Genomic DNA, 24,561 nt, shown 5'->3' with positions numbered 1-24,561 from the left:
GGACTTGCCACGTGCGCCATCAGGGTTTTGGAGCAGCCCGCGCCGGTGCGGGAATCAGCTCTTGAGCTTGAGCAGATAGGTCATCACGCTGGCTGTCGTCTGCTCGAGCTCGAGGAATTCGCGCAGGTCCTTGCCCGACTGCAGGGCGCTGTCCCAGCGGTTGCTGCGCAGGGCGCGCAGCCAGCTTTCCTGCAGCGTGGCCTGCTCCACGGCCTGCAGCAGCTCCTGCGCCCGCGCGGCGCTCACGCCCTTGCCCGTGAACACGGCGCGCCAGTTGGCCATGTCGGCATCCACGCCCTGCTCTTTGAAGGTGGGCAGGCCGAACACGCTGCGGCGCGAGGAAATGCCGATGGCGCGCAGCTGGCCCGAGCGCAGGGCCTCGCTGAATTCGCTGTAGCCCGACAGGCCCAGCTGTGCCTTGCCCTGGAGCAGGGCATTGACCACGTCCTTGCCGCCTGCAAACGGCAGGTAGGACAGCTGGTCCGGGGCCGCCTTGGCCGCCCGGATCAGCAGGCCGGCGAACATATGGTCCACGCTGCCGGCCGAGCCGCCGGCCATGGTGAGGGAGCGCGGGTCGCTGCGCAGCGCCGCGGTCAGGTCCTTGGCGCTGCGGATGGGCGAATCCTTGGGCACGGCCACCACGATGTAGTCGCTGGTCAGGCGCGCCAGCGGCTGCACGGCCGACAGATCCACCGCCGGCTTTTGCAGCGCAATGGCGCCGGCCATGACCATGCCGCCGATGAGCAGGGTGTCGGGCTGGCTGCCGTACTGCTGCACGTAGTGGGCCAGACCTATGGTGCCGCCCTTGCCGCCCATGTTCTCGTAGTCCACGGCATCGGCAGCGCCGCTGGCCAGCAAGGCCTCGCCCAGCGCGCGTCCTGTCTGGTCCCAGCCGCCACCGGCGTTGGCCGGGATCACGATGCGCAGCCGGCTGGCAATCTTCTGGCGGGCGGCGGCCGGCGCAGCCGTGGCGGCATTGGCGGCGCCGGCCAGGCCGGGCAACTCCAGCAGCGCAGCGGTGCCGCCTAGCAGCAGCTGTCGGCGGGAAAAGCGGGCCGTGCCGGTACGGAAGGCTGGGGGGCAGGTAGGGCTGGGCATGGGTTCCTCCATCTCTTCGGGCTGTCGCGTTGTGGGCCTGCGCGGTAGGCGGGCGCTTTGGATCTTGCGGATCGGGGGATTGTCCCTCAGCCGCCCGTCGATGTGTCAACCTGTATCAAATTGGCGCTGTGCTGCAGGGGCGCAAAGAAAAAGCCCCGCACCTTGCGGTACGGGGCCTGGCTGCAAAGACGGCTGTCTTACAGCGAGTCGATGAAGCTGCGCAGCTTGTCGCTGCGGCTCGGGTGCTTGAGCTTGCGCAGCGCCTTGGCCTCGATCTGGCGGATGCGCTCGCGCGTCACGTCGAACTGCTTGCCCACTTCTTCCAGCGTGTGGTCGGTGGACATTTCGATGCCGAAGCGCATGCGCAGCACCTTGGCTTCGCGCGGCGTCAGGCCGTCGAGGATGTCCTTGACCACGTCGCGCAGGCCGGCCTGCATGGCCGCATCCACGGGCGCCGTGTTGTTGCTGTCCTCGATGAAATCGCCCAGGTGGGAATCGTCGTCGTCGCCGATGGGGGTTTCCATCGAGATCGGCTCCTTGGCGATCTTCATGATCTTGCGGATCTTGTCCTCGGGGATCTCCATCTTCGCGGCCAGGATGGATGCATCGGGCTCGAAGCCGAACTCCTGCAGATGCTGGCGCGAGATGCGGTTCATCTTGTTGATGGTCTCGATCATGTGCACCGGGATGCGGATGGTGCGGGCCTGGTCGGCGATCGAGCGCGTGATGGCCTGGCGGATCCACCAGGTGGCGTAGGTCGAGAACTTGTAGCCGCGGCGGTATTCGAACTTGTCCACGGCCTTCATCAGGCCGATGTTGCCTTCCTGGATCAGGTCCAGGAACTGCAGGCCGCGGTTGGTGTACTTCTTCGCGATCGAGATCACCAGGCGCAGGTTGGCCTCGATCATTTCCTTCTTGGCATCGCGGCTGGCGCGCTCGCCGTCGTTCATGCGCTTGTTGATGCGCTTGAGCTCGTCCAGCGGCACGACCACGCGCGACTGCAGGTCGATCAAGGCCTGCTGCAGCTCCTGCACGGGCGGGATGTTGCGCTCCAGCACGGCGCTGTAGGGCTTGCCGGCGGCGGCCTGGTCCACCACCCACTGCAGGTTCAGCAGGTTGGCGGGGAAGTCCTTGATGAAGGCTTCCTGCGGCACGCCGCACTTGTCCACGATGATCTTGCGCAGCTCGCGTTCCTTCTTGCGCACGTCGTCCACCTGGGCGCGCACCAGATCGCACAGCTTCTCGATGGTCTTGGCCGTGAAGCGGATGGTCATCAGCTCCTCGGTGATGGATTTCTGCACCTTCATGTACGCCGGGCCGCCGTAGCCTTCCTTGTCGTACACCTTGTGCATCTTCTCGAACATCTCGCGCATGGCGTCGAAGCGGCGCATGGCTTCGTTCTTGAGCTCCTCGAGCTTCTTGGTCAGCGCCTTGGAGCCACCCTTGCCGTCGTCGTCGTCCTCTTCGTCGTATTCGTCGAAGTCCTCCTCGGCCACGTAGTCGTCGTTCTCGTCGGCATTGACGAAGCCGTCGACCACGGTGGAGATGACGACCTTGCCTTCGCGGATTTCCTCGGCCATGGTCAGGATCTCGGCGATGGTGGCAGGCGAAGCCGAGATGGCTTCCATCATGTCCATCAGGCCGCCTTCGATGCGCTTGGCGATCTCGATCTCGCCTTCGCGCGTGAGCAGCTCCACCGTGCCCATTTCACGCATGTACATGCGCACGGGGTCGGTGGTGCGGCCGAATTCGGAGTCCACGGTGGACAGCGCGGCTTCGGCTTCCTCCTCGGCCTCTTCCTCGGTGGTGGCGGACTGGCCGGTATTGTTCAGCAGCAGGGTCTCGGCATCGGGGGTCTGCTCGTACACCGCCACGCCCATGTCGTTGAGCATGGAGATCACGACTTCCAGCGTCTCGGCGTCGACCAGCTTGTCGGGCAGGTGGTCGTTGATCTCGCTGTGGGTCAGGTAGCCGCGGGTCTTGCCCAGCTTGATCAGCGTCTTCAGGCGCTGGCGGCGGGTGGACATTTCCTCTTCGGTCAGCACGGTCTCGTCCAGGCCGAATTCCTTCATCAAGGCGCGTTCCTTGGCCTTGCTGATCTTCATGCGCAGCGGCTTGACCTTCTCGGTGGGCGTTGCCGAGGCTTCGGCCTCCACTTCCACCTCCTCCTCGATCTCGCCTTCCAGATCGCTGTCGATGTCCGACAGGTCCGTATCGTCCATGTCGTCGCTGGCTTCCTTGGCCTTGGGCTTGCGGCCGCGCTTGGCGGGTGCCTTGCCTTCGGCGGCAGGGGCCTTGGCTGCCGCGGTCTTCTTGGCGGCGGCCTTCTTGGCAGCGGGTTTCTTGGCTTCGGTGGCAGCTTCTTCGCCTTCGGCTGCAGCTTTCTTGCGGCCGCGCTTGGGCGCAGCTTCGGCCAGCAGCGCATCGGCCAGTGCTTTGAGTTCGGCTTGTGACTTGGTAACCACGTTGGTTTCTTTCTTGGCTTCAGCCGCAGACGCGGCGCTCTTCTTCGCAGCGGCCTTGGCGGCACCGGCTTTCTTGGCGGCTGCGGAAGCGGAAGTAGAGGTCTTGGCGGTTTCGGCAGCCTGCTTGGACTTCACGGACTTTGACACGGGCATGAACACCTTTCACGGTAGCGAACACACACAAACACAAAGGGAAACGCAAACGTACGTGCAAACAAACGCCGCCTAGGCCGGCGCGTGAGCAGGCCTGGCCCGCTCGGGAGTCGATATCTCCAAGGCAAGATGTCGGGCGATCATTTGGTGTGCAGTCCTTGCGGAATATTGGGCCATGCAGTTGCTGCCATCACGTGATTGCTTCACGGGGCCCGGGCCGGAGGTGCTGCTGTCGCTCTTGCCAATAACCTATCAATTATACCTTTGGTGAAAAATATCAAGAGGCTGAGCCAATAATTGCGGATAAATTTTTTCTTCTGGCCTGGAATTCCAGATAACGCTTTGCTGCAGTAGGGTCGGTTGCTACATCTTTGAGAGCTTGCTCTTCCTGGCGCTTCAGGTGGTCCACCAGGATCAGGTTGAGCACGCCGCGCAGCTCCCGGCGCAGCTCATCGATTTCGCCCTCGGGGTGGGCGTGGGGGCCGCTCATGAGCTTGTCGGCCAGCATCTCGCAGGGCAGGCCGCGCATCTGCTCGCGCAGCACGGCCCAGGGGCGCGGGCCCGACTCGGTGAACTGCGCTTCCAGCCAGTGGAACAGACCGCCATGGCCTTCGCTGCAGCGGGCCAGCGCGTCGAAGTCCTCGTGCGTGAGCTCCTCCATGAATTCCATGTGCGCCATCAGCAGGCGGGCGGCCTGGTCTATGCGGGTTGCGGGCGCTGTGCGCGGGCCGCGCGGCGGCGCCGTCCAGTCGGTGCCGGCCTTGTTCCTGTTCCAGGGCTTGCGGCTGCCGTCGAAGCGCTTGCCGCGCCAGCCGCTGCCCTGGCCGCCTTGCGGAGCATGGCCGTAGCCCGGGTCGCTGCCATGGCCATCCGCGCCTGCGGGGCTCCAGCCCTGATCCCAGTCGGGCGCGGGCACTGCATCCCAGGGGGTGCCAGGGCCGGCCGCCGGCGCATGGCGGGCTGTCGCCTGGCTGGAGCGCAACGGGGCCGTGCGTGCGGCCTCCTGGGCCCAGATGTCGGCCAGGTCGCGGGCGTCGAGCTGCACCAGCGCGGCGATCTCGCCCAGCAGCTGGCGCTTGAGCGCGCCGTCGGGCAGCGCCGACCACAGCGGGCGGGCATTGCTGGCCATGTGGGCACGGCCTTCGGCCTGGCCCAGGTCGCAGCCTTCGCTGGCCGATTCGATCAGGAAGCGGCTCAGTGGCGTGGCGTCGCCCACGTAGCGCGAGAAGGCTTCGGGGCCGAATTCGCGGATGAAGCTGTCCGGGTCGTGCTCGGCCGGCAGGAACAGGAATTTGATCGAGCGCGTGTCGGTGGCCAGCGGCAGGGCGGCATCCAGGGCCTTGCGGGCCGCGCGGCGTCCCGCGCCGTCGCCGTCGAAGCTGAAGACCACGGCGTCGGTGAAGCGGAACAGCTTTTGCACATGGTCGGGCGTGCAGGCCGTGCCCAGCGTGGCCACGGCGTTGGCAAAGCCGAGCTGGGCCAGGGCCACCACGTCCATATAGCCTTCGGTGACCAGCGCATAGCCCATGTCGCGCAGGGCCTGCCGCGCCTCGAACAGGCCGTAGAGTTCGCGGCCCTTGTGGAAGACCGGGGTTTCCGGGGAGTTCAGGTACTTGGGCTTTTCGTCGCCGAAGACCCGCCCGCCGAATCCTATGCACTCGCCCTTGACGTTGCGGATGGGGAACATCAGCCGGTCGCGGAAGCGGTCGTAGCGGCGGCCGTCTTCCTCGCTCACGATGACCAGGCCGCATTCCTGCAGCTGCGGGTTGTCGTATTCGGCGAACACGCTGGCCAGGCCGTGCCAGCCCGCGGGCGCATAGCCCAGGCCGAAGCGCCTGGAAATCTCGCCCGAGACGCCGCGCTTTTTCAGGTACTCGATGGCGTGCGGCGCCGTCCTGAGTTGCTTGCAATAGGCTTCGCCGGCTTTTTCGAGCAGGTCGCTCAGGCTGGCCTGCTTCTGCTTTTGCGCGGCCTGGCGCTCGCGCTCGGCGGGACTGACGTCGTCCTGGGGCACCTGCAGGCCGCATTGGTTGGCCAGCTCCTGCACGGCTTCGACAAAGCCCATGCCGGCATGCTCCATCAGGAAGCCGATGGCATTGCCGTTCTTGCCGCAGCCGAAGCAGTGGAAGAACTGCTTGCTGGGGCTGACGGTGAAGGAGGGCGATTTTTCGCTGTGGAAAGGGCACAGGCCCATGAAATTGGCACCGCCCTTTTTGAGCTGCACATAGCGCCCGACGATGTCGACCACGTCGACGCGGGACAGCAACTCTTGGATGAACGATTGGGGAATGGCCACCCGCGTATTCTGCCTTGGCTTGCTATGTCTGATGGCGTCCAAGGTATGAGGCGCGCCAGCATCGGCCCAGGCCATGTGCGGCAGGCCCATCAACGAGAAACGCCCGCGGCGCAGGGCGGCGGGCGCTGGCTCCCGGGTGGAGCTTAGTGAATTTGATAGCGTTTAGCGCTTGAAGGTGAATGAGATCAAGCTATTTCGATGGTAAAAACCAAGAAAGACATGCGCCGGAAGCTCCTTTACCGATAGCGAAGCCGCATCCCGGAAGGGGTCAGGCCTGCTCGGGTGCGATCCGCTGCCAGCCCTCGCGCGTCACGCGCAGCACCTGGACTCGGCGCGCATCCGCGTCGATATGCCAGTCGCTGAGAACGATGCGCCAGCGTTCCTGTCCCAGTGCATGGTCGGCAGGCCGGTGCGTATGGCCGTGGATCAGCCAGCGCGCATCGGCCGCCTGCATCCAGGTGGCGGTCATGGCTGCGTCGGCATCGGCGTACGGCGCGCCGGACTGCTTGCGCATCTCGCTCTCGCTGCGGGCCGACTTGCCCAGCGCCCGGCGCGCGGCCAGCGGCTGGGACAGCACTTGCCGGCGCCATGTGTCGGAGCGTGAAAGCGCGCGGAACTGCTGGTACTCCACATCGTCCAGGCACAGCGCGTCGCCATGGCTGAGCAGAATGCGCGTTGCGCCCCATTGCAGCAGCGTGGGATCGGCCAGCCCGGTCATGCCGCTGCGGCGCAGGAATTCCTCGCCCGCCAGGAAGTCGCGGTTGCCGACCATGAAGAACAGCGGACGCTGCTGTGCGGCCGCCCGGAGCACGGCCGCGCATTCGGCCTCGAAGCTGCCCGGCTCGTCCAGCGCATCGTCGCCCACCCAGACCTCGAACAGGTCGCCCAGGATGAACACCGCATCGGCCGTGGTGCGCGCCAGGTAGTCGCGCCAGGCCTGAACGGTCTGCGGCTCCGAAGGCTGCAGATGCAGGTCGGAAATGAAATCGACCGTGCGCCAGCCGGGAGCAGCCATGAGCTGCGCCACCGGGGGCACGGTCGTGCGGGGATCCGTAGCCACTAGAAAAGAATATCTAGCAATCTTTGGCGCTGCCACCGGTCTTGAAAACCGGCGCGGCACACGTGGGGGACGGCGAGCAAGGGCCGCCCCGCGGCGAGGCCGTCGTCCCCCTTGGGGGAAGGCGCACAGCGCTTCAGGGGGTTACAGTGCCACGGCCTTGTCGATCACCACGGCGTCGAAAGGCACGTCGTCGTGGAAACCCTTGCGCGTGGTGCGCACCTTCTTGATCGCATCAACCACGTCCTCGCCCTTGACCACCTTGCCGAACACGGCATAGCCCCAGCCCTGGCCGGTGGGGGCGGTGTGGTTCAGGAAGCCGTTGTCCACCACGTTGATGAAGAACTGGGCCGTGGCGCTGTGCGGGTCGTTGGTGCGGGCCATGGCGATGGTGTACTTGTCGTTCTTGAGGCCGTTCTTGGCTTCGTTCTCGATCGGCGCGTCGGTTTCCTTCTGCTTCATGTCCGTCGTGAAGCCGCCGCCCTGGATCATGAAGTTCTTGATCACGCGGTGGAAGATGGTGCCGTCGTAGAAACCCTTGTTCACGTAGTTCAGGAAGTTCTCGGTGGTCTTGGGCGCGTTCTGGGCGTCGAGTTCCAGCGTGATCACGCCGGGCGTGGCGGTCTCGGCCACATTGATGGTGACGTGCAGTTCGACTTGGGGATTGCTCATGTCTGTCTTTCAGAGGTGGATGGGAGGCTGCCGCCGCGTCCTGGTTCAGAGGAGGGCAGGCAGCGCAGAGGTGTTACTTGATTTCGGTGGCCGACAGGATCGTCACCGGCGTGATGGGCACATTTTGGTGCATGCCGCGGTTGCCCGTGGCGACGGTGCGGATTTTGTCCACCACGTCCATGCCTTTGACGACCTTGCCGAACACGGCGTAGCCGTAGCCGTCGGGCTTGGGCGCATTGAGCATGTCGTTGTTCGCCACGTTGATGAAGAACTGCGAGGTGGCGGAGTGGGGATCGCCCGTGCGCGCCATGGCGATGGTGCCGCGGTCGTTCTTCAGGCCGTTGCCTGCTTCCAGCGCAATCGGCGCGCGCGTGGGCTTTTCCTTCATGGCCGCGTCCATGCCGCCGCCCTGGATCATGAAGCCGTCGATCACGCGGTGGAACACCGTGCCGTCATAGTGCTTGTCGCGCACATACTGCAGGAAGTTGGCCACGGTCTTGGGCGCCTTGGCCTCGTTGAGCGCTACCGTGATGTCGCCCAGGCTGGTCTTGAGCAGCACCTGGGGCTCGGCCTGGGCCCAGGCCGGCGCCGTCAGCAGCGCGCTGGTCAGTGCCAGTGCGGCCTGGCGGCGGGAGAGGAAAGAAGTCAAGGGGCGGAAATTCGGCATGAAGCGCTCCTGGGGAAACGTAAAGCCTGCCTGCAGGCAGGAGTGTCGAAGATGCGTGGAGGCCGCTGGAGCCGGCGGACGACTGCCTGTCGAGCCCTGTGGTCGGCCATCCCCGCATGGGCCGGCGGGCCGGCCCGGGTTGCGGCTTAGGGCTTGGGTGCTCCGCGTGCCGGTGCTTCGGCTGCGGCCGGCGCACTGGCGGCGGGCTGGGCGGGCTTCGCTGCCGTGCTGGACAGCTGCAGCACTTCCTTGAGCAGCTTCATCTTGGGCTGCAGATTGGCCGCCCGGCCGCCCTTGGCACGGGCCTGGGCATAGGACTGGTAGGCCAGCCGCACGTGGATGTCGCCCAGGTTCTCGTGAGCCACGGCATAGTCGGGGTTGTTGCGCACGGCGTTTTCCAGCGCGGCGCGGGCCTTTTCCAGCTCGCCCTGGCGGGCATAGATCACGGCCAGGTTGTTGTAGGGCTCGGGCAGCTCGGGATAGTCCTCGGTGAGCTGGCGCAGCGCGGCAACGGCGTCTTCGGTGCGGTTCAGATTGGTCAGCGCAACGGCCCTGAGAAAGCGCATCTGCGGATCGCGCGGATTGGCGGCCAGAGAGGTGTCGGTGCGCTGCAGTGCCTGCTCGGTTTTGCCGTTCTTGAGCAGCTGTGCAATATCGGTGTAATCGTCGGCGCGGGCGCTGCCGCACATCAGCGCAGCAGCCATCGCAGCGGACAGCGCCGTCAGGCGCACTGCAGAGCTCATCAGGTTGCGTACAGGCATGTAGTAGGTGCTTTCGGTGCGCCGCAACATCGGACCTGCGGCGCGGGCTTATACTGCGGGGCATTGTAGCTGAGGGGTGCAAGGCGCCATGACGGTGCCGCTGGCAGGGCAATGCCGGCCGCTCTCGGCAAGGCTGCAACCGGATCGTTCTAAACGGCTTGCGGCGCAGTTGCGACCTCGGCGCCGTGAGCTGCCAGTTTTCTCCCCACATAGACATTCATGAGTTTGCGTATCTACAACACGCTGTCGCGTGCATTGGAAGCGTTTTCGCCCATCGAACCCGGCCATGTGCGCATGTATGTGTGCGGCATGACCGTGTACGACCTTTGCCATCTGGGTCATGCGCGTTCCATGGTCGCTTTCGATGTGGTGCAGCGCTGGCTGCGTGCCAGCGGCTTGCGCGTGACCTATGTGCGCAACATCACGGACATCGACGACAAGATCATCCGCCGCGCCGTGGAAAACGGCGAGACCATCCGCAGCCTTACCGATCGCATGATCGATGCGTTGCACCAGGACGCCGACGCCCTGGGCATCGAACGCCCCACGCACGAGCCGCGCGCCACCGAATATGTGCCGCAGATGCTTTCGATGATCGGCACGCTGCAGGACAAGGGCCTGGCCTACCAGGCCGGCAACGGCGACGTGAATTACGCCGTGCGCAAGTTCCCCGGCTACGGCAAGCTGTCGGGCAAGTCGCTGGACGAGCTCAATGCCGGCGAGCGCGTGGCCGTGGCCGACGGCAAGCACGATCCGCTGGACTTCGTGCTGTGGAAATCCTCCAAGCCCGAGGAGCCCGCCGATGTGAAATGGCAGAGTCCCTTCGGCGAAGGCCGACCCGGCTGGCATATCGAATGCTCGGCCATGGGCTGCGCGCTGTTGGGCGAGAGCTTCGACATCCACGGCGGCGGCGCGGACCTGCAGTTCCCGCACCATGAGAACGAGATCGCGCAAAGCGAAGGCGCCACCGGCAAGCCGTTCGCCAGGACGTGGATGCACAACGGCTTCATCAACGTGGACAACGAGAAGATGTCCAAGTCGCTGGGCAACTTCTTCACCATCCGCGACGTGCTCAAGGAATACGACGCCGAGACCGTGCGCTTTTTCGTGGTGCGCAGCCACTACCGCAGCCCGCTCAACTATTCGAATGTGCATCTGGATGATGCGCGCAGCGCGCTCAAGCGCTTGTACACGGCGTTGAGCCTGGTGGCGCCTGCCGAGGTGAAGATCGACTGGAGCAATGCCTATGCGGCGCGCTTCAAGGCCGCCATGGACGAGGATTTCGGTACGCCCGAGGCCGTGGCCGTGCTGTTCGAGCTCGCCGCCGAGGTCAACCGCGGCAAGTCGCCCGAAGCCGCGGGCCTGCTCAAGGCGCTGGGCGCCTGCCTGGGCCTGCTGCAGGACGATCCGCAGCGCTTTTTGCAGGCCGGCGCAGCCGGAATGGATGCGGCCGCGATCGAAGCGCAGATTGCTGCCCGTGCCGCGGCCAAAGCCGCCAAGAACTGGGCCGAGGCCGACCGCATCCGCAAGGAGCTGCTGGAGCAGGGCATTGTGCTCAAGGATTCGGCCGCCGGCACGACCTGGGAGGCAGCCGCCAAGGGCTGAGCTGTTCCATGATGTGCGCAATCTTGAGGGTGGACAAATGGCGGAGGCCGGCATGACGGGTGCGACCTCGGCCCGGCAGCTGGACACCATGGAATTCGAACAACTGCCGCTGGTGGCCGATCTGCCCGTGCCCATGGGCCCGGAAGCGCCGCTGCCCGTGATGAAGCTGGGTGGCGCCGCTGCAAGCAAGGCGGCACAGGCGGCCGCAGCGGGCAGCCATGCGGCCAAGGCTCCGGCTGCGGCCAAGGTCCATCTGGCCCTGCCTGAAGGGGCGCCGGCCTACTGGGCCGAAGCCTGCCGCCAGCTCATGCGCCGCGACCGCGTGCTCAAGCGCCTGATCCCGCAACTGAGCAGCCAGGCCCTGCTGCCGCGCGGCGAGGGCGAAGCCTTCGCCACGCTGGCGCGCTCCATCGTGGGTCAGCAGATTTCGGCCAAGTCGGCCAAGACGCTGTGGAACAAGTTCGCCCGGCTGCTGGCTGAAGTGAAGCCCGAGCTGGTGCTCAAGCTCAAGGTGGACGACATGCGCGCTGCCGGGCTTTCGGCGCGCAAGATCGACTATCTCGTGGACCTGGCGCTGCACTTCACGGAAAACCGTTTGCACATGGATGAGTGGCAAGGCATGGCCGACGAGGCCATCGTCGCCGAGCTCATGGCCATTCGCGGCGTCAGCCGCTGGACGGCCGAGATGTTCCTCATCTACTACCTGATGCGGCCCAATGTGCTGCCGCTTGACGATGCCGGATTGATCCACGGCATCTCGCAGAATTATTTTTCGGGCGATCCTGTGAGCCGCAGTGACGCCCGCGAAGTGGCCGAGGCCTGGAAACCGTGGTGCACGGTTGCAACTTGGTATATTTGGCGCTCGCTCGAAGCGCAGCCTGTGGCTTGATGACACCCGTTCACTGGCCCGCTGCAAGCACTGCAGCAGGCTGGCACAAGGAGAAATACGTTGGCGAAAAAGAACTTTCTGGATTTTGAGCAGCCCATTGCCGAGCTGGAATCCAAAATCGAGGAACTGCGCTATGTGCAGACTGAAAGCGCAGTCGATATCTCGGAAGAGATCGAGCAGCTCAGCAAGAAAAGCCTGCAGCTGACCAAGGACATCTACAGCGATCTGACCCCCTGGCAGATCACCAAGATCGCGCGCCATACCGAGCGTCCCTATACGCTGGACTACGTGCGCGAGTGCTTCACCGACTTCGTCGAGATGCACGGCGACCGCCACTTCGCGGACGACCAGTCCATCGTCGGCGGCCTGGCGCGCTTCAACGGCATGCCCTGCATGATCATCGGCCACCAGAAGGGCCGCGACACCAAGGAGCGCACGCTGCGCAACTTCGGCATGACGCGCCCCGAGGGCTACCGCAAGGCCCTGCGCCTGATGAAGACGGCCGAGAAGTTCAAGCTGCCGGTGTTCACCTTCGTGGACACGCCCGGAGCCTTCCCCGGCATCGACGCCGAGGAACGCGGCCAGTCCGAAGCCATCGGCCGCAACATCTACGAAATGGCCCAGCTGCAGACCCCCATCATCACCACCATCATCGGCGAAGGCGGTTCGGGCGGCGCGCTGGCGATCGCGGTGGCCGACCAGGTGCTGATGCTGCAGTACTCGGTGTACTCCGTGATCAGCCCCGAAGGCTGTGCCTCCATTCTCTGGAAGACCGGCGAGAAGGCGCAGGAAGCTGCGGACGCCATGGGCATCACGGCCCATCGCCTCAAGGCCCTGGGCCTGGTCGACAAGATCGTGAGCGAACCCGTGGGCGGCGCGCACCGCGACCACAAGCAGATGGGCGCTTTCCTCAAGCGTGCGCTGGGCGACGCCTACCGCCAGCTGGCCGACCTCAAGCCCAAGGACCTGCAGGACCGCCGCTACGAGCGCCTTCAGAGCTACGGCCGCTTTGCCGACACCAAGGCCGACAACAGCTGATGGACTGAGGCATGCTGCGGTGCCCGCAGGCATGCCGGGCAAATCTGCGCAAACGGCTTTCCGGTGGTTTCCGGAAAGCCGTTTGGCTTTGTCCTCTATCAATTTCAAAGCGGCTGTCGCTGTCCGTGCAAGAATTTCAGCTTGATTGGAATCCCAAAACCAGAGCCAGAAAGCGCAGGCAGCTCCTGTTTTCAAAGCGATGGGCGGCTGCATCGGCCACTGGCAGAATTCCAGCCTTGATCCATTCCCCGGTGCCCGGCCTTTGCCTGCATGAATTCTTCCGAAACCGAGCCGCCGCGCGATGCCGCTGCCTTGCCGGCGCAGGAATCGCGCCTGCCACAGAGCGCCGATGCCGTGGATGCGGCGCTGCGTGCCTTTGCCGCCGCGGCGCCTGCCTTGCCGCTGGCCGTGGCTTTCAGCGGCGGCGCAGACTCCACGGCCCTGCTGCTGGCCTGTGCGGAACGCTGGCCAGGGCAGGTCAGGGCCATTCACGTGCACCATGGCTTGCAGGCGGCGGCCGATGGTTTTGCGCGGCATTGTCAGGCCGTATGCGAGGCCCGCGCCATCCCCCTCAAGATCTGCGCCATCGATGCGCGGAAGGCGCCGGGCCAAAGCCCCGAAGATGCGGCACGCCAGGGGCGCTATGAAGCCCTGATGGCTGCGGCGAACAGTCCCTGGGTGGACGTGGCGGGGCTGCCTCTTGGGGAAGGTGTGCGCTCCGTGCTCCTGGCCCAGCATGCGGATGACCAGGTGGAAACACTGCTGCTGGCCCTGTCGCGTGGCGCCGGCATCGCCGGGCTGGCGGCCATGCCCGCCCATTGGCAGCGTGCGGGGCTGCAATGGTTCCGGCCCTTTCTCTCGGTGCCCGGGCAGGCGCTGCGCGACTGGCTGCTGCAGCGTGGGCAGAACTGGGTGGAGGATCCCACCAATGCCGACCCGAGCTATACGCGCAACCGCATCCGCGCACAGCTGCTGCCGGTGCTGCAACAGGTATTTCCGCAGTTCCGCGCCACGTTTGCGCGCAGCAGTGCGCACTGCGCCCAGGCGGCCGAGGTGCTGGAGGAGGTGGCTGTATCCGATCTGCAGTCCGTGGGCCTGCCGCCGCGCATCGCCGCGCTGCAGCAGCTGGGCGATGCGCGGCTGGCCAATGTGCTGCGCCACTGGCTGCGCAGCCTGCATGGCACCACGCCCACGGCGGCCCAGCTTTCCCAGCTGATGGCGCAGATCCGCGTTTGCACTACGCGAGGGCACAGTATCCACATCAAGGTGGGGCGAGGTTTCGTCCAACGCCGGGGGCTGGTGCTCGATTGGTACAATTTCTAGGTTTTGGTCTTTTATTTTTTGTACGAAAACCGGCGGCGCGCCAAAACCCTTGTCGACCTGCGCCGTGGCAGGCAGTTTCGTCACCCCTTTGTATCCAATGGCACTGATCGTTCATAAATACGGCGGCACCTCGATGGGCTCGACAGAGCGCATCCGCAACGTCGCCAAGCGTGTGGCCAAGTGGGCTCGGGCTGGTCACCAGATGGTGGTCGTTCCCAGCGCCATGAGTGGCGAAACCAACCGCTTGCTCGGCCTGGCCAGCGAGCTGGCTCCCAGCCATGCCAAGACTTCGTACTACCGTGAGCTCGACATGCTGGCCGCCACCGGCGAGCAGGCATCATCTGCGCTGCTGGCCATCGCCCTGCAGGCCGAGGGCATGGAATCCGTGAGCTACGCGGGCTGGCAGGTGCCGGTGCGCACCGACAGCAGCTTCACCAAGGCCCGCATCGAGTCCATCGACGACAAGCGTGTGCGTGCCGATCTGGAGGCGGGGCGCGTCGTCATCGTGACCGGCTTCCAGGGCATCGACCCCGAAGGCCACATCACCACCCTGGGCCGCGGCGGCTCCGACACCTCGGCCGTGGCCGTGGCGGCTGCGCTCAAGGCGGCCGAATGCCTGATCTATACCGACGTCGACGGCGTCTACACCACCGATCCGCGCGTGGTGCCTGCCGCCAAGCGCCTGGGTACCGTCAGCTTCGAGGAGATGCTGGAAATGGCCAGCCTGGGCTCCAAGGTGCTGCAGATCCGCTCGGTGGAGTTCGCCGGCAAGTACAAGGTGCCCATGCGCGTGCTCTCCAGCTTCACGCCCTGGGACATCGATCTGGAAGAAGAAGCCAAGTCCGGCACGCTGATTACTTTTGAGGAAGACGAAAAAATGGAAAAGGCCGTCGTATCCGGCATCGCTTTCAACCGCGGCGAAGCCAAGATCTCCGTGCTCGGCGTGCCCGACACTCCCGGCGTGGCCGCCGACATCCTGGGTCCCGTGGCCGATGCCAACATCGAAGTGGACGTGATCATCCAGAACATCTCCAAGGATGGCAAGACTGATTTCAGCTTCACCGTGAGCCAGGGCGACTACCAGCGTGCCATGGAACTGCTGCGCGAGAAGGTAGTGCCCGCCCTGGGCGCCGCCGACGTGGTGGGCAATCCCAACATCGCCAAGGTCAGCATCGTCGGCATCGGCATGCGCAGCCATGTGGGCGTGGCCTCCACCATGTTCCGCGCGCTAAGCAAGGAAAGCGTGAACATCCAGATGATCTCCACCTCCGAGATCAAGACCTCCGTCGTGATCGACGAGAAGTACCTGGAGCTGGCCGTGCGCGCGCTGCACACCGCTTTCGGTTTGGACAAAAGCGAATAAAATCGTTGTTTTGCCGGAAACGGCCAAAAACCGCGTTACAATAGCGCCAATCCGGAAACGTGACCGAGTGGCCGAAGGTGCTCCCCTGCTAAGGGAGTATGGGGTGTAGAGCCTCATCGAGGGTTCGAATCCCTCCGTTTCCGCCAAGAATGAGCCCCATCGATTTGATCGCTGGGGCTTTTTTCTTGCCCTTCTGGGAAAGCTGCCAAGATGGCCTTGAATCCGTCTGCAGCTTTTTTTTTCGTCTGCCTTTTCTGACGTTTCCAGATCCTCGGCCATAGCGGCCATGAATGCACGTGCGGGCTCTTCTCCCAGGATTGTGCGTAGACCGCCTCGCACCCGCCAGTTTGCGGGCCGCTTCCCCTGTTTCATCTGAATCAAGCTTGCATTGCTGAGCTCAAGTAGCTCGGCGAGTTTTCTTTGGCTTCCTGTGAGTTCTGCGGCTTTGTCGACGAGGTCGTTGAATTCTTGTAGGTTCATGGTTGCAATTTGCGTCCACTGTGTGTTTAAATGCGGCCGGATGCAATTTGATACCAGCTTGGTAGCAGATTGCGCTCAGAGTTTACAGGAGCCGCCAGCATGCTTAATCGCACCCCTACATCCCCTTTAAGTCCTCCGCCTGGTCAGCAAGACCAAAGCGCTTGCCTGGCGGCTCCCGCCTCGGTCGATCAGGTGGAGGGCACCCATGTCCTAGAGCATTTCCAGCGCTGGCTGGAAGACCGCGCACACGATGCAGCGCATGCCACCTGGCCAAGTCCCTCGCTCAATGAAACGCCATCGAATCACGAGTTCCGCTGCAACGCGATGATTCATAGCTGCCGCGAGGCAACAGCGCTTCTGATGATGTTCAAGCTGGAGCAGGGCCTGTGAGCAATCTCGACCTTGTTTTTGCACTGCTCGGCCTGCTGATGGTCGCGAACAATTCCTTTGTGGGTCTTGTGTTCGTCATGTTCTGCTGGCTGATCTCGATCCATTCTGGGGCGTTGCCGGTATGAGGCTCGTCGCAAAACACGCCCAGGTGGGCTACCAATCCATTCAGGCGCTTTATCTGGAGCGCTGCCGCTTCCGTTATGAAGCTCTGGTTCGCGGTTTTGGCGCGCACCATCGTCTTACCCGCGCTGCGCTGCTTATGTGCCAGCGCGAGGCGGGCTTCATCATTTCTGGCGCTTACTGCTCGGGCATTCGCGGATGGGGGAATCTGTGATGGCCTGCAATCGCGCTCAATGGCTTTCTATCGCCGACTTCCTGGCCCGTCAAAACCTGCGCCTCGTGCTGCAGGGGAGGGCGCGCGGCGCTGAAGGGGCCCCCGCTTGCGGGGAAGCAGCGGCGCCGCGCGCTGCTATCATTTTTGGTGGGTACGCAGGCGCTGGTACATCTTCTGTCCCCGTAGGTAACACGGGGACAACTTCTACAGGGCGGGGCGTATGAGCACCCGCCGTAATGACCTCGTTTTAGAGGGCCGTGAGATCAAGGCCCGCCTGCACGTCGACCATGAGCGTTACGGTGCTCATATCCATGTTGACTGGCTGCGCTTCACTGTCAATCGGCGCTATGCGCCGGTGCCGAGCGTCGAGCTGCTGTTTCCTGAGCCGGATACCGGCATCGACTATCGGGCCGGCCGCGAAGGCTGGACAGAGAGCGAGCGCGTAAATGCCCATGCTGTCGTGCTGAGCCGCCGTCAGCGCATTGTGCGCCTGCTGCGCGATATGCCCGATCCGGACTATGACGCCAGCGCCCAGGCATTCACCATGGCCGAAGACGTTGCCGCCATCCTGGGCCCGGACTATCGCGCAGACACGCTCATACAGCGCGGCAAAGACTTCTATCGCTTTCGTATCGACATTTTGCGCAACGATCATCCTGTGGGCTGGATCGGCTTCTTGTCTACGTCTTCGGGCGCTCGTGCTGAAGCCCAAGCGAACACGCTGCACTGCAACCTCGAAGGCATGGCATGCACGTTTGCGCAGCACGGCTGGCTCGATGAAATGGCGAACTACATCGAGCAGCACCGGGGTCTGATCACCCGCGTGGACTTGGCAGCGGACTTCTTTGAGGGCATCGATCACAAGGGCCATAGCGATGCATTCGCCCGCTTTGCGCACGAGTATGAGAGCGGCCTCATGGATCACCTCGGGCACCGCCCGCAGGAGAATTTTGGCGGCTCCTGGCTCTCCAAAAAGAAGGGCCGCAGCTTCTATATCGGCTCGCGCGAAAGCGGCAAGCTGACCAACATCTACGAGAAGGGCAAGCAGCTCTTCGGCAAAGAAGATGACTCGCAATGGCTGCGCATCGAGCTGCGCTACGGCAATCAAAAGCGCCTGCTGCCTGCAGACATTCTGAGGCGTCCTGCAGCTGCGTTTGCGGGTGCGAGCGAGTGGCATGCAGGCATCGTGCGCGAGCTGGAATTGCTCGCCATTCCCATGCCCATCAAGTGCGAGCCACGGCTGCAGACGCAGACCGTTGAAGCCGAGGTTACGCGCAATGTGCGCTGGTTCATGAACACGGCAGGGGCCAGCGCCGTCCTTGCCTTCCTCAATCTCCCTAGGGGCGTCATGCACTCGCTGTTCGATGAGTTCGAGCACCGTTTGCCGAATCGGTTGCGGAAATTCTCCCGCGGCGAAGTGGTGGCCTCTTATCAAAAAGTTTTCACAGAGCTGGCTAGCAGTGGGCGCGCTAGTCCGGCAATCGCTTAATGCCTGAACCGAGGATCAATCATGCGTTTTCAATCTCAAGGTGTGCTCACCGGCATCAAGACAAGCAAGGGCGAGTACGAAGGCCGTCCTTTTGACTCCACGACCTTTCACCTCGCCGTTGATCTGCCGGACAGTCAGACGGGTGATTCCGTGGGCCAAGTCACCCGCCCTTTCAAGATGGGTACATCTGCAGAGTTCAAGAAGTGGGCGCATCTCAAGAATTCCTGGCCTGCAGGCGGCATTCAGGTCGATTGCACGTTTGAGATGGCGGCAGGCGCTGATCAGTCCTCCAAGCTCGTGTTGGTCGATATTCGGCCTCACAAAGCCGCCTAAACCATGAGCCGCTACGTGGTTCAGTCGTCGTTTACCGGCGCATTTCTGGCCCCCGATCCTGACGACGGGCAGCCGCGCTGGGTCATGTTGCTGCGCGACGCGTGCGCGCTGGATGACTTTGAAACCGCCGTCGAAATGATTGCCGACCACGTAGACGGTTTCCACCAAGCGCAGGTAGTTGACCTGTCTCAGCTCTGAGCGCTGTTTCCCTAACTCTTGATGAGGTGATTCGATGAGCGATTTTGACGACGACACATGCTGCTGCTACGGCTGCGGCGCCATCAATGTGGGTCATACGGTAGAGGAGTGCGCCGACGGCTGCCCCGAGTGTGGCTCGCGCGATCTGGCTACCTATGCCGAGTATCTCGATGAGATGGGCGACGCCTGATGACCTATTTCGTCTGCACGCAGATTGAAAACCCCTGCCAGCCGGGCAATCAGGTTGCTGTCACGGAAATCACTGTGCAGGACCTGGCTGCCCTGGGCATAACGCCGCAAAGCATTGGTATGTCCGTCACGCTGGGATTCGGTTTGGTCTTCAGCCTTGTGATGACGGGCTATGTGCTCGGCCTTGTGCTGCGGTTCATCCGCAAGCTGTGAGATTGCAGCCGAGAGCGGGCGCGGTGCCTGCTCCCTGGTGCAAGTTCGCACCGATCTTTTTCAGGAGAAAACTATGTTCCACAAAACTCGCGCTATCGCTCGTCAGTACGGTGCCAAGGTCGTTGCCGGTACGGTGGGTGCCTTGGCTTTTGCATCGGCTCATGCGGCCGGTACTGGCATCGACAGCCTTTTCGATGAAGTGGACCTGTCTGGCATCGCCGCAAAGATCACTGCCCTGGCCGTGATCATCGTGGGCATCGCTCTGGTCATGAAGGGCCCCGCCATCGTCAAGCGCATCATTGCCAAGATCTAAGGCCCGGCCATGCTCGTAGTCGCCCTGGTCGTCGTCGTTCACGCTGCTTTTGCGCTGATCGGCGCGATCGGGGCGCTTTGCTTTTTCCAGCTCGCGCGGATGTGAGGTGCTGTATGAATTGGCTCCTACGTTTTGCGCTTTGCATCTCAGCACTGCTTTGGGGTGTTGCATTTGCAGAAGATCAATGCCGCACAGTCGCAAAGCAGTATGGCTCCGAGTATGTCTATGGCGAGTCTGCAATTTGTCAGCGGTCTGCAATTGGTTACGGTGTAACTGTCACACGCGCGGAAATAAGCGGGTCGCAGATCATTTGTTATGGACCGTCGAAGCAAGGTAATGGGTCAACGATCGAAGTAATCCAGTTTTATGTGACTTATTTGTTGATGCCATGTCCAGTTTGTCCATCCGGTCAAACCTTTGACAAAGTTAAGGGGCAGTGTGTTGCAGAAGATAAATGCAAGGATGTTGCAGCAACATGTGCAGCCAAGAAAGGCGGGCGTCGTAACTATGCGTCCGCTTCGGGTGGCCTGGACGCGTACTGCATTCCGCCACCCGATGACTTTTACTGGGATCAGCCCAAGTATCCCGGTTGCAATACGGGATGCACATTGCTGCCTTCGGGCGTGGATGTTGCGCTGAAAGACGATCAGGGCAAGACTTGGTGGCAGGGAGAGGGGAAGTACAGCGGCGGCACCTGCGGTCTTGTCATGGGTGATGACAGCATTGGTCCTGTTAACCCTGCTGATCCTGACAAGCCAAATGAGCCTCCCGCAAGGCCTGTTGATGAGCGCTGCGCTGGCTATGTTGGTACCGTCAATGGCAAAGAGGCCTGCATCCCTGCGTCTAGCGCTACCGGCGTCGACTGGACGGGTACGACGACTAACAGCGATGGCACAAAGACCGAAGGCAAGACCACTACGACTTGCTCGAACGGCATATGCGAGTCCACGACGACAAAGACCACCAAGGATGCTGCGGGCAACGTCACTGGCACGACGACCACGACCGATAAGGTGAGCCAGCATGACTACTGCGCCAAGAATCCGGGCAGCATGGTCTGTGCTGCCGTCAATGCGAATCCGATGCCGGGTAAAGACAACACCAATGGCGGCAACGGTAACGGCACTGGTAGCGGCGGTTGCAATATTTCAAACTGCAGCGATACGGGCGGCGGTGGCCCTGGCAAAGTCGGCTTTCCCGGGACGGGGGCGGGTGGTGAGATCGGTCAGCTCTACCAGCCGAAGTATCCGGACGGCCCTGTAAAGCTCTGGAACGACAAGAGCGCCACGCTCAAAAGTTCGGGCCTCGGCTCGCTCGCGCTGAAGCTCTTTCCGCAGGTGCCGGGCGGTGGAACACCTCCGCAGTGGGTTGTGGACTTCGATTTTGGCCCGTTGGGCAGCCTGGGCGTGCATGACATATCGCCGCCGCAATGGCTCTGGGATGTGCTCAAGGCCATCGTCATTCTCACTGCGCTGATAACCGCACGTCGTCTCATTTTTGGAGGCTGAAATGTTCGATTGGCTCAAGGGGCGCATTGATGCCTTCTTCACCTGGATCACGTCTTTTCTGACCGATCAGTTCAAATGGATTCGGGACGTTCTCGACTCTGGCTATAAGTGGATCGTTGACCTGGTCAAGGCTGTCATCAAGGCGGGCTGGGACATGTTTACTGATGCGGTCTGCTGGATCATCGATAAGCTGTTTGACATCATCAAGGCGGCGCTTGATGCGGTCGACGTCAAGTCGCTGGAGGGCTTCGCGGAGCAGATTCAGTTTCCGCAGGAAATCTCCAACATCATGGGGCTCATCGGTACGGGGACGGCCATTGGCATCATCGTTACGGCCATCGGCATCCGCCTGGTCCTGCAGCTCATCCCGTTCACGAGGCTTGGCTCATGATCAATGGCCTGGAAGGCATCCCCGGCTCGGGGAAAAGCTATGAAGCCGTGGCCTACCACGTGCTGCCCGCGCTCAAGTCTGGCCGCAAGGTCATCACGAATCTGCCACTCAACATCGACCAGCTGGCTGCCATCGATCCCAGCTACCGCGATCTGGTCGAAGTCCGCACAAGGCCCGCGCCGCGCATCGGCGACTGGAACGCCGCGAACATCGCCGAGCAGGATGCCTTCCAGCTCTGGACGGACGGCAGGGAGCCTGAGCCCCAGCCTGAGAACGTTTTCGCGTTCGGCACAGTCTGGGACTTCTATAGCACCTGGCGCGGTGCCAAGGGCGAAGGGCCGCTGTTCGTGGTGGATGAGTGCCACGTCTGCTTCCCCAAGTTGGGGACGCCGGAAAGCGTCGTGCAGTGGTTCAAGCTCCATCGGCACTTCAACGCAGAGGTGCTGCTGATGACGCAGAGCTTTCGCGACATCAATCAGCCCATTGCGCAGCTCATCGCAACGCTCATCAAATGCCGCAAGGCCGACATCCTGGGCAATAAGGGCAGCTACATCCGCAAGGTGCACGCCGGCTACCGTGGCGCGGTCATCCAGACCGACGAGCGCGAGTACAAGAAGCAGTACTTTGGCCTGTACCGCAGCAACACGCAAAGCAGCGGATCTGCCGAGTCGGGCGTTACCGACGTCAGCCCTCTGATCGTCAAGTTCAACCGCTTCAAATGGGCCTGGCTGGCCCTGTCGCTGGTCGTGCTCTTGTGGGCTTTCTGGCCAAAAGCGGACCGCGACGTTTGGGGCCGCAAAAAGGTCGTGCCATCGCCGCCCGTGCAGCCGCGCGTCATGGGGCCAGCGCCTGGTGCTTCTGTGGCCACGGTCGCGCCTGTTTCCGCACCTGCTCCAGCTCCTGCAGCTGCAGCACCGGCCCAGTCCGACCAGGCGGCGGACAAGTCTCCCGCGTCTGCATCAAGCTCCGGCCAGGCCGACGCCGCGGCGCAGGTCAAAGACCCGCTGTTCGGCAAGCAGCTGCACGTCGTTGGCGACCTCTCGAAAAAGGGAAAGAGCCTGGTCATGTTCGTGGTCTCTGACGGCGCGCGCCGCATGTTTGAGATCAGCAGCGACGACCTGCAGGACGCCGGCTACACCGTCAAGCGCCTCGCCACGTGCATGGTCACGGTCAAGTTTGAAGGCACCGTGCGCCCGGTCACGTGCGATGCTCCATACCTCAACACCGGCGGCCAGGATCGCCCCTTGGTCATCGACACGGCTACCGGCGCTCGCAGTGATGGCCGCGCCTCATACCGCGCCCAGGGCCCCATGCCTAACGAGGTAGCCCAGGTGCGCCAGGAGCAGCAGCAGCAGGCATACGGCTATCTGGAGGCCCTGGCAAGGCGCAATGCCCAGGTGCGTTCGATTCTCATGGATAAGCCCTGAGGGGGTATCGGGGGCTGCGCCCCTGATGTCAACGGTTGACCAGGCAGTACCCAGCCCACCAGTCGCTGCGCTCGCGGCACCTCTCGCAGATCACTTCCACTCGTTCGCGTTGCGCAGTCTCTGCATTTGCAGGGCGGTCGCTTCGCGTCCTGATAGACAAACTCTCTGTCCTATGATGCAAGACAGGAGAGGACTATGGGGCACAGATCAAGTTGGGACGATGATGGCTTCGGCTTCTGGCTGAAGCTGGTTATGTTCGGTGTGCTGGTGTGGATTGGCTATGAGGCTTACAGGCACTGGGAAGCTCGACAGGCTGTGCCTGAGCCGGTTCGGGCGCGGCCGGAAATACCGGGGCCAGTGCCTCAGGCGCCGGTGGCGCGCAATGCTTATGTGCCTCCCGCGCCGCGTCCAATACCTCGAGACGGCCAGGTCTACCGCTGCGGCAATACCTACAGCCAGCAGCCATGTGGTGAAGGCGGCAAGGCCATCAGCATCGCGTCGGTCCTGACCGATCCATCGGCCTCTGCATCGCGCGAAATCTACCTCTGCAAGGACATCCACGACCAACTCTATTGGGAAAGCACGCCATGCTCTTTGCGCGGCCGCACTATTGACCGTATCGCCAGGGTGCCGGCAGATGTGTCTTGGGATCAGCAGGTGGCAATCGCAAGGGCGCAGCGCGACAAAGCGCAGGCCATTGCTGCAGAGCAGATTGTTCCGGTTGCTCCACGGGCTTTGACGCAGAAATCCAATGCCGGTGAATGTCAGGCTTTGGAAGGTGTGGTGCGTTGGGCTGACCGGGAGTGCAGAGTCAAGGCCTGCAATATGGATGAGCTGGATGCTGTGAGAGAAGAGCGGCGGAAAGCGCGGGATCGTCAGTTTCGCCTTGGCTGCTAGTCAGCAAGTGATTCTGTAGATTTCAGATTCTGCTATTCATGCTATTAAAGGTATAGCTTGAAGCGTTTTCTGTGTCTTGCTTTGCGCGTTAATTAATAGAGTTCTAGCCATTGCAACAAGGGAGGAAATGGAGTGTTGATTGGCTATGCAAGGGTGAGCACGCAAGAGCAGGACACGGCTCTGCAGCTGGACGCGCTGCACAGGATAGGCTGTGACACGATTTTTCAGGAGAAGGCTAGCGGTGCTTCGAGGCGCGGTCGTGAAGAGCTTGCGCGCTGTCTGGCTTCCCTGAATCGGGGAGACACACTCGTCGTCTACAAGATCGACCGCATTGCTCGTAGTTTGTTTGATCTGCTCGACATCTTGCGGCACCTGGAGAAAGTTGGGGCGACCATCAAGAGCGTGACTGAACCCCTCGACACGACAAACAGCATGGGCGTGTTCATGATCCAGATACTTGGCGCGGTGGCCCAGCTGGAGCGTTCGATGATTCGGGAGAGGTCGATTGCAGGCCAATTGGCTGCGAGAGAGAGGGGGCGCGTTCCAGGCCGGGTCAGATCGCTGACGGCGGAAGAGGAAGCATTGGTGGTCGCTGAGTACCTGAGAGGGGAGACAACTTACAAAGCGCTAGGCGTGAAGTACGAGGTATCTGACTCGGCCATAAAGCGTGCTGTCTATCGTGCGACGAAGCCACCTGACTACCTGAAGCGTTCGAAGCTCTAGAAATGGTGATATCATCCGTTTCCGCCAGATTGAAAGACACCCGCAAGGGTGTCTTTTTTATTGAGAGGGTTGCGCGAACAGCCTGATCGAAGTGATGCTGAGTGGAGTGTGTGGATTGAATTCCGTGTACAATGCAAGGCTTCGCTGAGCGAGATGCACTTCGCAGGTGGTTGAAGAAAGTTTGAAAATTCTTTCTGCAAGCGCTAAAAACTGTGCTACAATGCAAGGCTTCGCTGATTGCAGCGAGTCAGAAGAATCAAGCGATTGACTCTTCGGTTCATTAAAAAAA

Annotated in this window: 27 protein-coding genes and 1 tRNA gene; 20 read left to right on the top strand and 8 right to left on the bottom strand. The window is 62.6% G+C overall.

All coding sequences use genetic code 11. The features are described 5' to 3' along the window. Positions 1-54 precede the first annotated feature (54 nt). The 7 genes from V8Z74_RS17220 to V8Z74_RS17190 all read right to left on the bottom strand — a co-directional run bounded on the left by V8Z74_RS17220 (position 55) and on the right by V8Z74_RS17190 (position 9,169). Positions 55-1,098, bottom strand: coding sequence for a tripartite tricarboxylate transporter substrate binding protein (locus V8Z74_RS17220; protein ID WP_349710333.1), 1,044 nt, complete (start codon positions 1,096-1,098; stop codon positions 55-57). A 197-nt stretch (positions 1,099-1,295) separates the two neighbouring features. Continuing rightward, positions 1,296-3,716 (bottom strand): RNA polymerase sigma factor RpoD, encoded by a 2,421-nt coding sequence (gene rpoD, locus V8Z74_RS17215; protein WP_349710331.1) that lies wholly within the window; start codon positions 3,714-3,716, stop codon positions 1,296-1,298. 277 nt (positions 3,717-3,993) lie between these two features. Continuing rightward, positions 3,994-6,012, bottom strand: a complete 2,019-nt coding sequence (gene dnaG, locus V8Z74_RS17210) for a DNA primase (RefSeq protein ID WP_349710330.1) — start codon at positions 6,010-6,012, stop codon at positions 3,994-3,996. Between the two features lie 268 nt (positions 6,013-6,280). Beyond that, entirely contained in the window at positions 6,281-7,027 is a 747-nt protein-coding gene (locus V8Z74_RS17205) for a UDP-2,3-diacylglucosamine diphosphatase (RefSeq protein ID WP_349710396.1), read from the bottom strand. Between the two features lie 186 nt (positions 7,028-7,213). Continuing rightward, complete coding sequence (locus V8Z74_RS17200) at positions 7,214-7,741, bottom strand: peptidylprolyl isomerase (protein WP_066472061.1); 528 nt, start codon at positions 7,739-7,741, stop codon at positions 7,214-7,216. 73 nt (positions 7,742-7,814) lie between these two features. Then, complete coding sequence (locus V8Z74_RS17195) at positions 7,815-8,408, bottom strand: peptidylprolyl isomerase (RefSeq protein ID WP_349710329.1); 594 nt, start codon at positions 8,406-8,408, stop codon at positions 7,815-7,817. A 146-nt stretch (positions 8,409-8,554) separates the two neighbouring features. Further along, entirely contained in the window at positions 8,555-9,169 is a 615-nt protein-coding gene (locus V8Z74_RS17190) for a tetratricopeptide repeat protein (RefSeq protein ID WP_349710328.1), read from the bottom strand. A 219-nt stretch (positions 9,170-9,388) separates the two neighbouring features. Here V8Z74_RS17190 and cysS point away from each other — a divergent pair, with 219 nt between their 5' ends. The 20 genes from cysS to V8Z74_RS17090 all read left to right on the top strand — a co-directional run bounded on the left by cysS (position 9,389) and on the right by V8Z74_RS17090 (position 24,272). Beyond that, a complete protein-coding gene (gene cysS / locus V8Z74_RS17185) occupies positions 9,389-10,774 on the top strand; it encodes a cysteine--tRNA ligase (RefSeq protein ID WP_066472055.1) in 1,386 nt (461 codons plus the stop codon). Between the two features lie 52 nt (positions 10,775-10,826). Beyond that, the gene (locus V8Z74_RS17180) at positions 10,827-11,663 is read left to right on the top strand and encodes a DNA-3-methyladenine glycosylase family protein (RefSeq protein WP_066473832.1); all 837 of its coding nucleotides are present in this window, start codon (positions 10,827-10,829) and stop codon (positions 11,661-11,663) included. Positions 11,664-11,723: 60 nt separating this feature from the next. After that, on the top strand, positions 11,724-12,701 hold the full coding sequence (locus tag V8Z74_RS17175) for an acetyl-CoA carboxylase carboxyltransferase subunit alpha (RefSeq protein WP_066472051.1): 978 nt from the start codon (positions 11,724-11,726) through the stop codon (positions 12,699-12,701). Positions 12,702-12,971: 270 nt separating this feature from the next. After that, a complete protein-coding gene (gene tilS / locus V8Z74_RS17170; protein WP_349710327.1) occupies positions 12,972-14,024 on the top strand; it encodes a tRNA lysidine(34) synthetase TilS in 1,053 nt (350 codons plus the stop codon). A 97-nt stretch (positions 14,025-14,121) separates the two neighbouring features. Continuing rightward, positions 14,122-15,387 (top strand): aspartate kinase, encoded by a 1,266-nt coding sequence (locus V8Z74_RS17165; RefSeq protein WP_066472049.1) that lies wholly within the window; start codon positions 14,122-14,124, stop codon positions 15,385-15,387. 53 nt (positions 15,388-15,440) lie between these two features. Next, positions 15,441-15,533, top strand: a tRNA-Ser gene (locus V8Z74_RS17160). A 433-nt stretch (positions 15,534-15,966) separates the two neighbouring features. Continuing rightward, on the top strand, positions 15,967-16,257 hold the full coding sequence (locus V8Z74_RS17155; RefSeq protein ID WP_349710326.1) for a hypothetical protein: 291 nt from the start codon (positions 15,967-15,969) through the stop codon (positions 16,255-16,257). Further along, entirely contained in the window at positions 16,254-16,382 is a 129-nt protein-coding gene (locus V8Z74_RS17150; protein WP_349710324.1) for a hypothetical protein, read from the top strand. The genes V8Z74_RS17155 and V8Z74_RS17150 overlap by 4 nt, the downstream gene beginning before the upstream one ends. Beyond that, positions 16,379-16,591 (top strand): hypothetical protein, encoded by a 213-nt coding sequence (locus tag V8Z74_RS17145; RefSeq protein WP_349710323.1) that lies wholly within the window; start codon positions 16,379-16,381, stop codon positions 16,589-16,591. The genes V8Z74_RS17150 and V8Z74_RS17145 overlap by 4 nt, the downstream gene beginning before the upstream one ends. A gap of 220 nt (positions 16,592-16,811) precedes the next feature. Further along, the gene (locus tag V8Z74_RS17140; protein WP_349710321.1) at positions 16,812-18,080 is read left to right on the top strand and encodes a replication initiation factor domain-containing protein; all 1,269 of its coding nucleotides are present in this window, start codon (positions 16,812-16,814) and stop codon (positions 18,078-18,080) included. A gap of 21 nt (positions 18,081-18,101) precedes the next feature. Further along, positions 18,102-18,413: a hypothetical protein gene (locus V8Z74_RS17135; protein ID WP_349710320.1), complete on the top strand. Its 312-nt coding sequence runs from the start codon at positions 18,102-18,104 to the stop codon at positions 18,411-18,413. Positions 18,414-18,416: 3 nt separating this feature from the next. Continuing rightward, positions 18,417-18,611 (top strand): hypothetical protein, encoded by a 195-nt coding sequence (locus tag V8Z74_RS17130; protein WP_349710319.1) that lies wholly within the window; start codon positions 18,417-18,419, stop codon positions 18,609-18,611. A gap of 34 nt (positions 18,612-18,645) precedes the next feature. Then, the gene (locus V8Z74_RS17125) at positions 18,646-18,801 is read left to right on the top strand and encodes a hypothetical protein (RefSeq protein ID WP_349710318.1); all 156 of its coding nucleotides are present in this window, start codon (positions 18,646-18,648) and stop codon (positions 18,799-18,801) included. Then, positions 18,801-19,013: a hypothetical protein gene (locus tag V8Z74_RS17120; protein ID WP_349710317.1), complete on the top strand. Its 213-nt coding sequence runs from the start codon at positions 18,801-18,803 to the stop codon at positions 19,011-19,013. The genes V8Z74_RS17125 and V8Z74_RS17120 overlap by 1 nt, the downstream gene beginning before the upstream one ends. 73 nt (positions 19,014-19,086) lie before the next feature. Continuing rightward, the gene (locus V8Z74_RS17115; protein WP_349710316.1) at positions 19,087-19,326 is read left to right on the top strand and encodes a hypothetical protein; all 240 of its coding nucleotides are present in this window, start codon (positions 19,087-19,089) and stop codon (positions 19,324-19,326) included. A gap of 113 nt (positions 19,327-19,439) precedes the next feature. Next, positions 19,440-20,834: a hypothetical protein gene (locus V8Z74_RS17110; protein WP_349710315.1), complete on the top strand. Its 1,395-nt coding sequence runs from the start codon at positions 19,440-19,442 to the stop codon at positions 20,832-20,834. 1 nt (position 20,835) lies between these two features. Beyond that, positions 20,836-21,225, top strand: coding sequence for a DUF2523 family protein (locus V8Z74_RS17105; RefSeq protein ID WP_349710314.1), 390 nt, complete (start codon positions 20,836-20,838; stop codon positions 21,223-21,225). Next, the gene (locus V8Z74_RS17100) at positions 21,222-22,652 is read left to right on the top strand and encodes a zonular occludens toxin domain-containing protein (protein ID WP_349710313.1); all 1,431 of its coding nucleotides are present in this window, start codon (positions 21,222-21,224) and stop codon (positions 22,650-22,652) included. The genes V8Z74_RS17105 and V8Z74_RS17100 overlap by 4 nt, the downstream gene beginning before the upstream one ends. Before the next feature lie 195 nt (positions 22,653-22,847). Continuing rightward, positions 22,848-23,549, top strand: a complete 702-nt coding sequence (locus tag V8Z74_RS17095) for a hypothetical protein (RefSeq protein WP_349710312.1) — start codon at positions 22,848-22,850, stop codon at positions 23,547-23,549. Positions 23,550-23,681: 132 nt separating this feature from the next. Beyond that, entirely contained in the window at positions 23,682-24,272 is a 591-nt protein-coding gene (locus V8Z74_RS17090) for a recombinase family protein (RefSeq protein WP_349710311.1), read from the top strand. A 57-nt stretch (positions 24,273-24,329) separates the two neighbouring features. Here V8Z74_RS17090 and V8Z74_RS17085 read toward each other — a convergent pair. Continuing rightward, on the bottom strand, positions 24,330-24,561 hold a 232-nt coding region (locus tag V8Z74_RS17085; RefSeq protein WP_349710310.1), incomplete at its 5' end, for a hypothetical protein.

It is taken from the genome of Comamonas sp. w2-DMI, from assembly GCF_040187735.1.
GTDB classification, from domain to species: Bacteria; Pseudomonadota; Gammaproteobacteria; order Burkholderiales; family Burkholderiaceae_C; genus Comamonas; species Comamonas terrae.
Note: the sequence above shows the minus strand (reverse complement) of the source record. Positions and strands in the feature narration are given on the sequence as shown.

What these genes read in the sequence shown, in the direction of transcription:
- V8Z74_RS17100 (WP_349710313.1), top strand. Translation starts at nt 21,222, where the DNA reads ATGATCAATGGCCTGGAAGGCATCCCCGGCTCGGGGAAAAGCTATGAA.
- V8Z74_RS17110 (WP_349710315.1), top strand. Translation starts at nt 19,440, where the DNA reads ATGAATTGGCTCCTACGTTTTGCGCTTTGCATCTCAGCACTGCTTTGG.
- V8Z74_RS17130 (WP_349710319.1), top strand. Translation starts at nt 18,417, where the DNA reads ATGAGCCGCTACGTGGTTCAGTCGTCGTTTACCGGCGCATTTCTGGCC.
- V8Z74_RS17095 (WP_349710312.1), top strand. Translation starts at nt 22,848, where the DNA reads ATGGGGCACAGATCAAGTTGGGACGATGATGGCTTCGGCTTCTGGCTG.
- V8Z74_RS17190 (WP_349710328.1), bottom strand. Translation starts at nt 9,169, where the DNA reads ATGCCTGTACGCAACCTGATGAGCTCTGCAGTGCGCCTGACGGCGCTG.
- V8Z74_RS17155 (WP_349710326.1), top strand. Translation starts at nt 15,967, where the DNA reads ATGCTTAATCGCACCCCTACATCCCCTTTAAGTCCTCCGCCTGGTCAG.
- V8Z74_RS17145 (WP_349710323.1), top strand. Translation starts at nt 16,379, where the DNA reads ATGAGGCTCGTCGCAAAACACGCCCAGGTGGGCTACCAATCCATTCAG.
- V8Z74_RS17125 (WP_349710318.1), top strand. Translation starts at nt 18,646, where the DNA reads ATGAGCGATTTTGACGACGACACATGCTGCTGCTACGGCTGCGGCGCC.
- rpoD (WP_349710331.1), bottom strand. Translation starts at nt 3,716, where the DNA reads ATGCCCGTGTCAAAGTCCGTGAAGTCCAAGCAGGCTGCCGAAACCGCC.
- V8Z74_RS17140 (WP_349710321.1), top strand. Translation starts at nt 16,812, where the DNA reads ATGAGCACCCGCCGTAATGACCTCGTTTTAGAGGGCCGTGAGATCAAG.
- V8Z74_RS17105 (WP_349710314.1), top strand. Translation starts at nt 20,836, where the DNA reads ATGTTCGATTGGCTCAAGGGGCGCATTGATGCCTTCTTCACCTGGATC.
- V8Z74_RS17135 (WP_349710320.1), top strand. Translation starts at nt 18,102, where the DNA reads ATGCGTTTTCAATCTCAAGGTGTGCTCACCGGCATCAAGACAAGCAAG.
- V8Z74_RS17195 (WP_349710329.1), bottom strand. Translation starts at nt 8,408, where the DNA reads ATGCCGAATTTCCGCCCCTTGACTTCTTTCCTCTCCCGCCGCCAGGCC.
- V8Z74_RS17205 (WP_349710396.1), bottom strand. Translation starts at nt 7,027, where the DNA reads ATGGCTGCTCCCGGCTGGCGCACGGTCGATTTCATTTCCGACCTGCAT.
- V8Z74_RS17165 (WP_066472049.1), top strand. Translation starts at nt 14,122, where the DNA reads ATGGCACTGATCGTTCATAAATACGGCGGCACCTCGATGGGCTCGACA.
- V8Z74_RS17115 (WP_349710316.1), top strand. Translation starts at nt 19,087, where the DNA reads ATGTTCCACAAAACTCGCGCTATCGCTCGTCAGTACGGTGCCAAGGTC.
- V8Z74_RS17220 (WP_349710333.1), bottom strand. Translation starts at nt 1,098, where the DNA reads ATGCCCAGCCCTACCTGCCCCCCAGCCTTCCGTACCGGCACGGCCCGC.
- cysS (WP_066472055.1), top strand. Translation starts at nt 9,389, where the DNA reads ATGAGTTTGCGTATCTACAACACGCTGTCGCGTGCATTGGAAGCGTTT.
- V8Z74_RS17200 (WP_066472061.1), bottom strand. Translation starts at nt 7,741, where the DNA reads ATGAGCAATCCCCAAGTCGAACTGCACGTCACCATCAATGTGGCCGAG.
- tilS (WP_349710327.1), top strand. Translation starts at nt 12,972, where the DNA reads ATGAATTCTTCCGAAACCGAGCCGCCGCGCGATGCCGCTGCCTTGCCG.
- V8Z74_RS17180 (WP_066473832.1), top strand. Translation starts at nt 10,827, where the DNA reads ATGACGGGTGCGACCTCGGCCCGGCAGCTGGACACCATGGAATTCGAA.
- V8Z74_RS17120 (WP_349710317.1), top strand. Translation starts at nt 18,801, where the DNA reads ATGACCTATTTCGTCTGCACGCAGATTGAAAACCCCTGCCAGCCGGGC.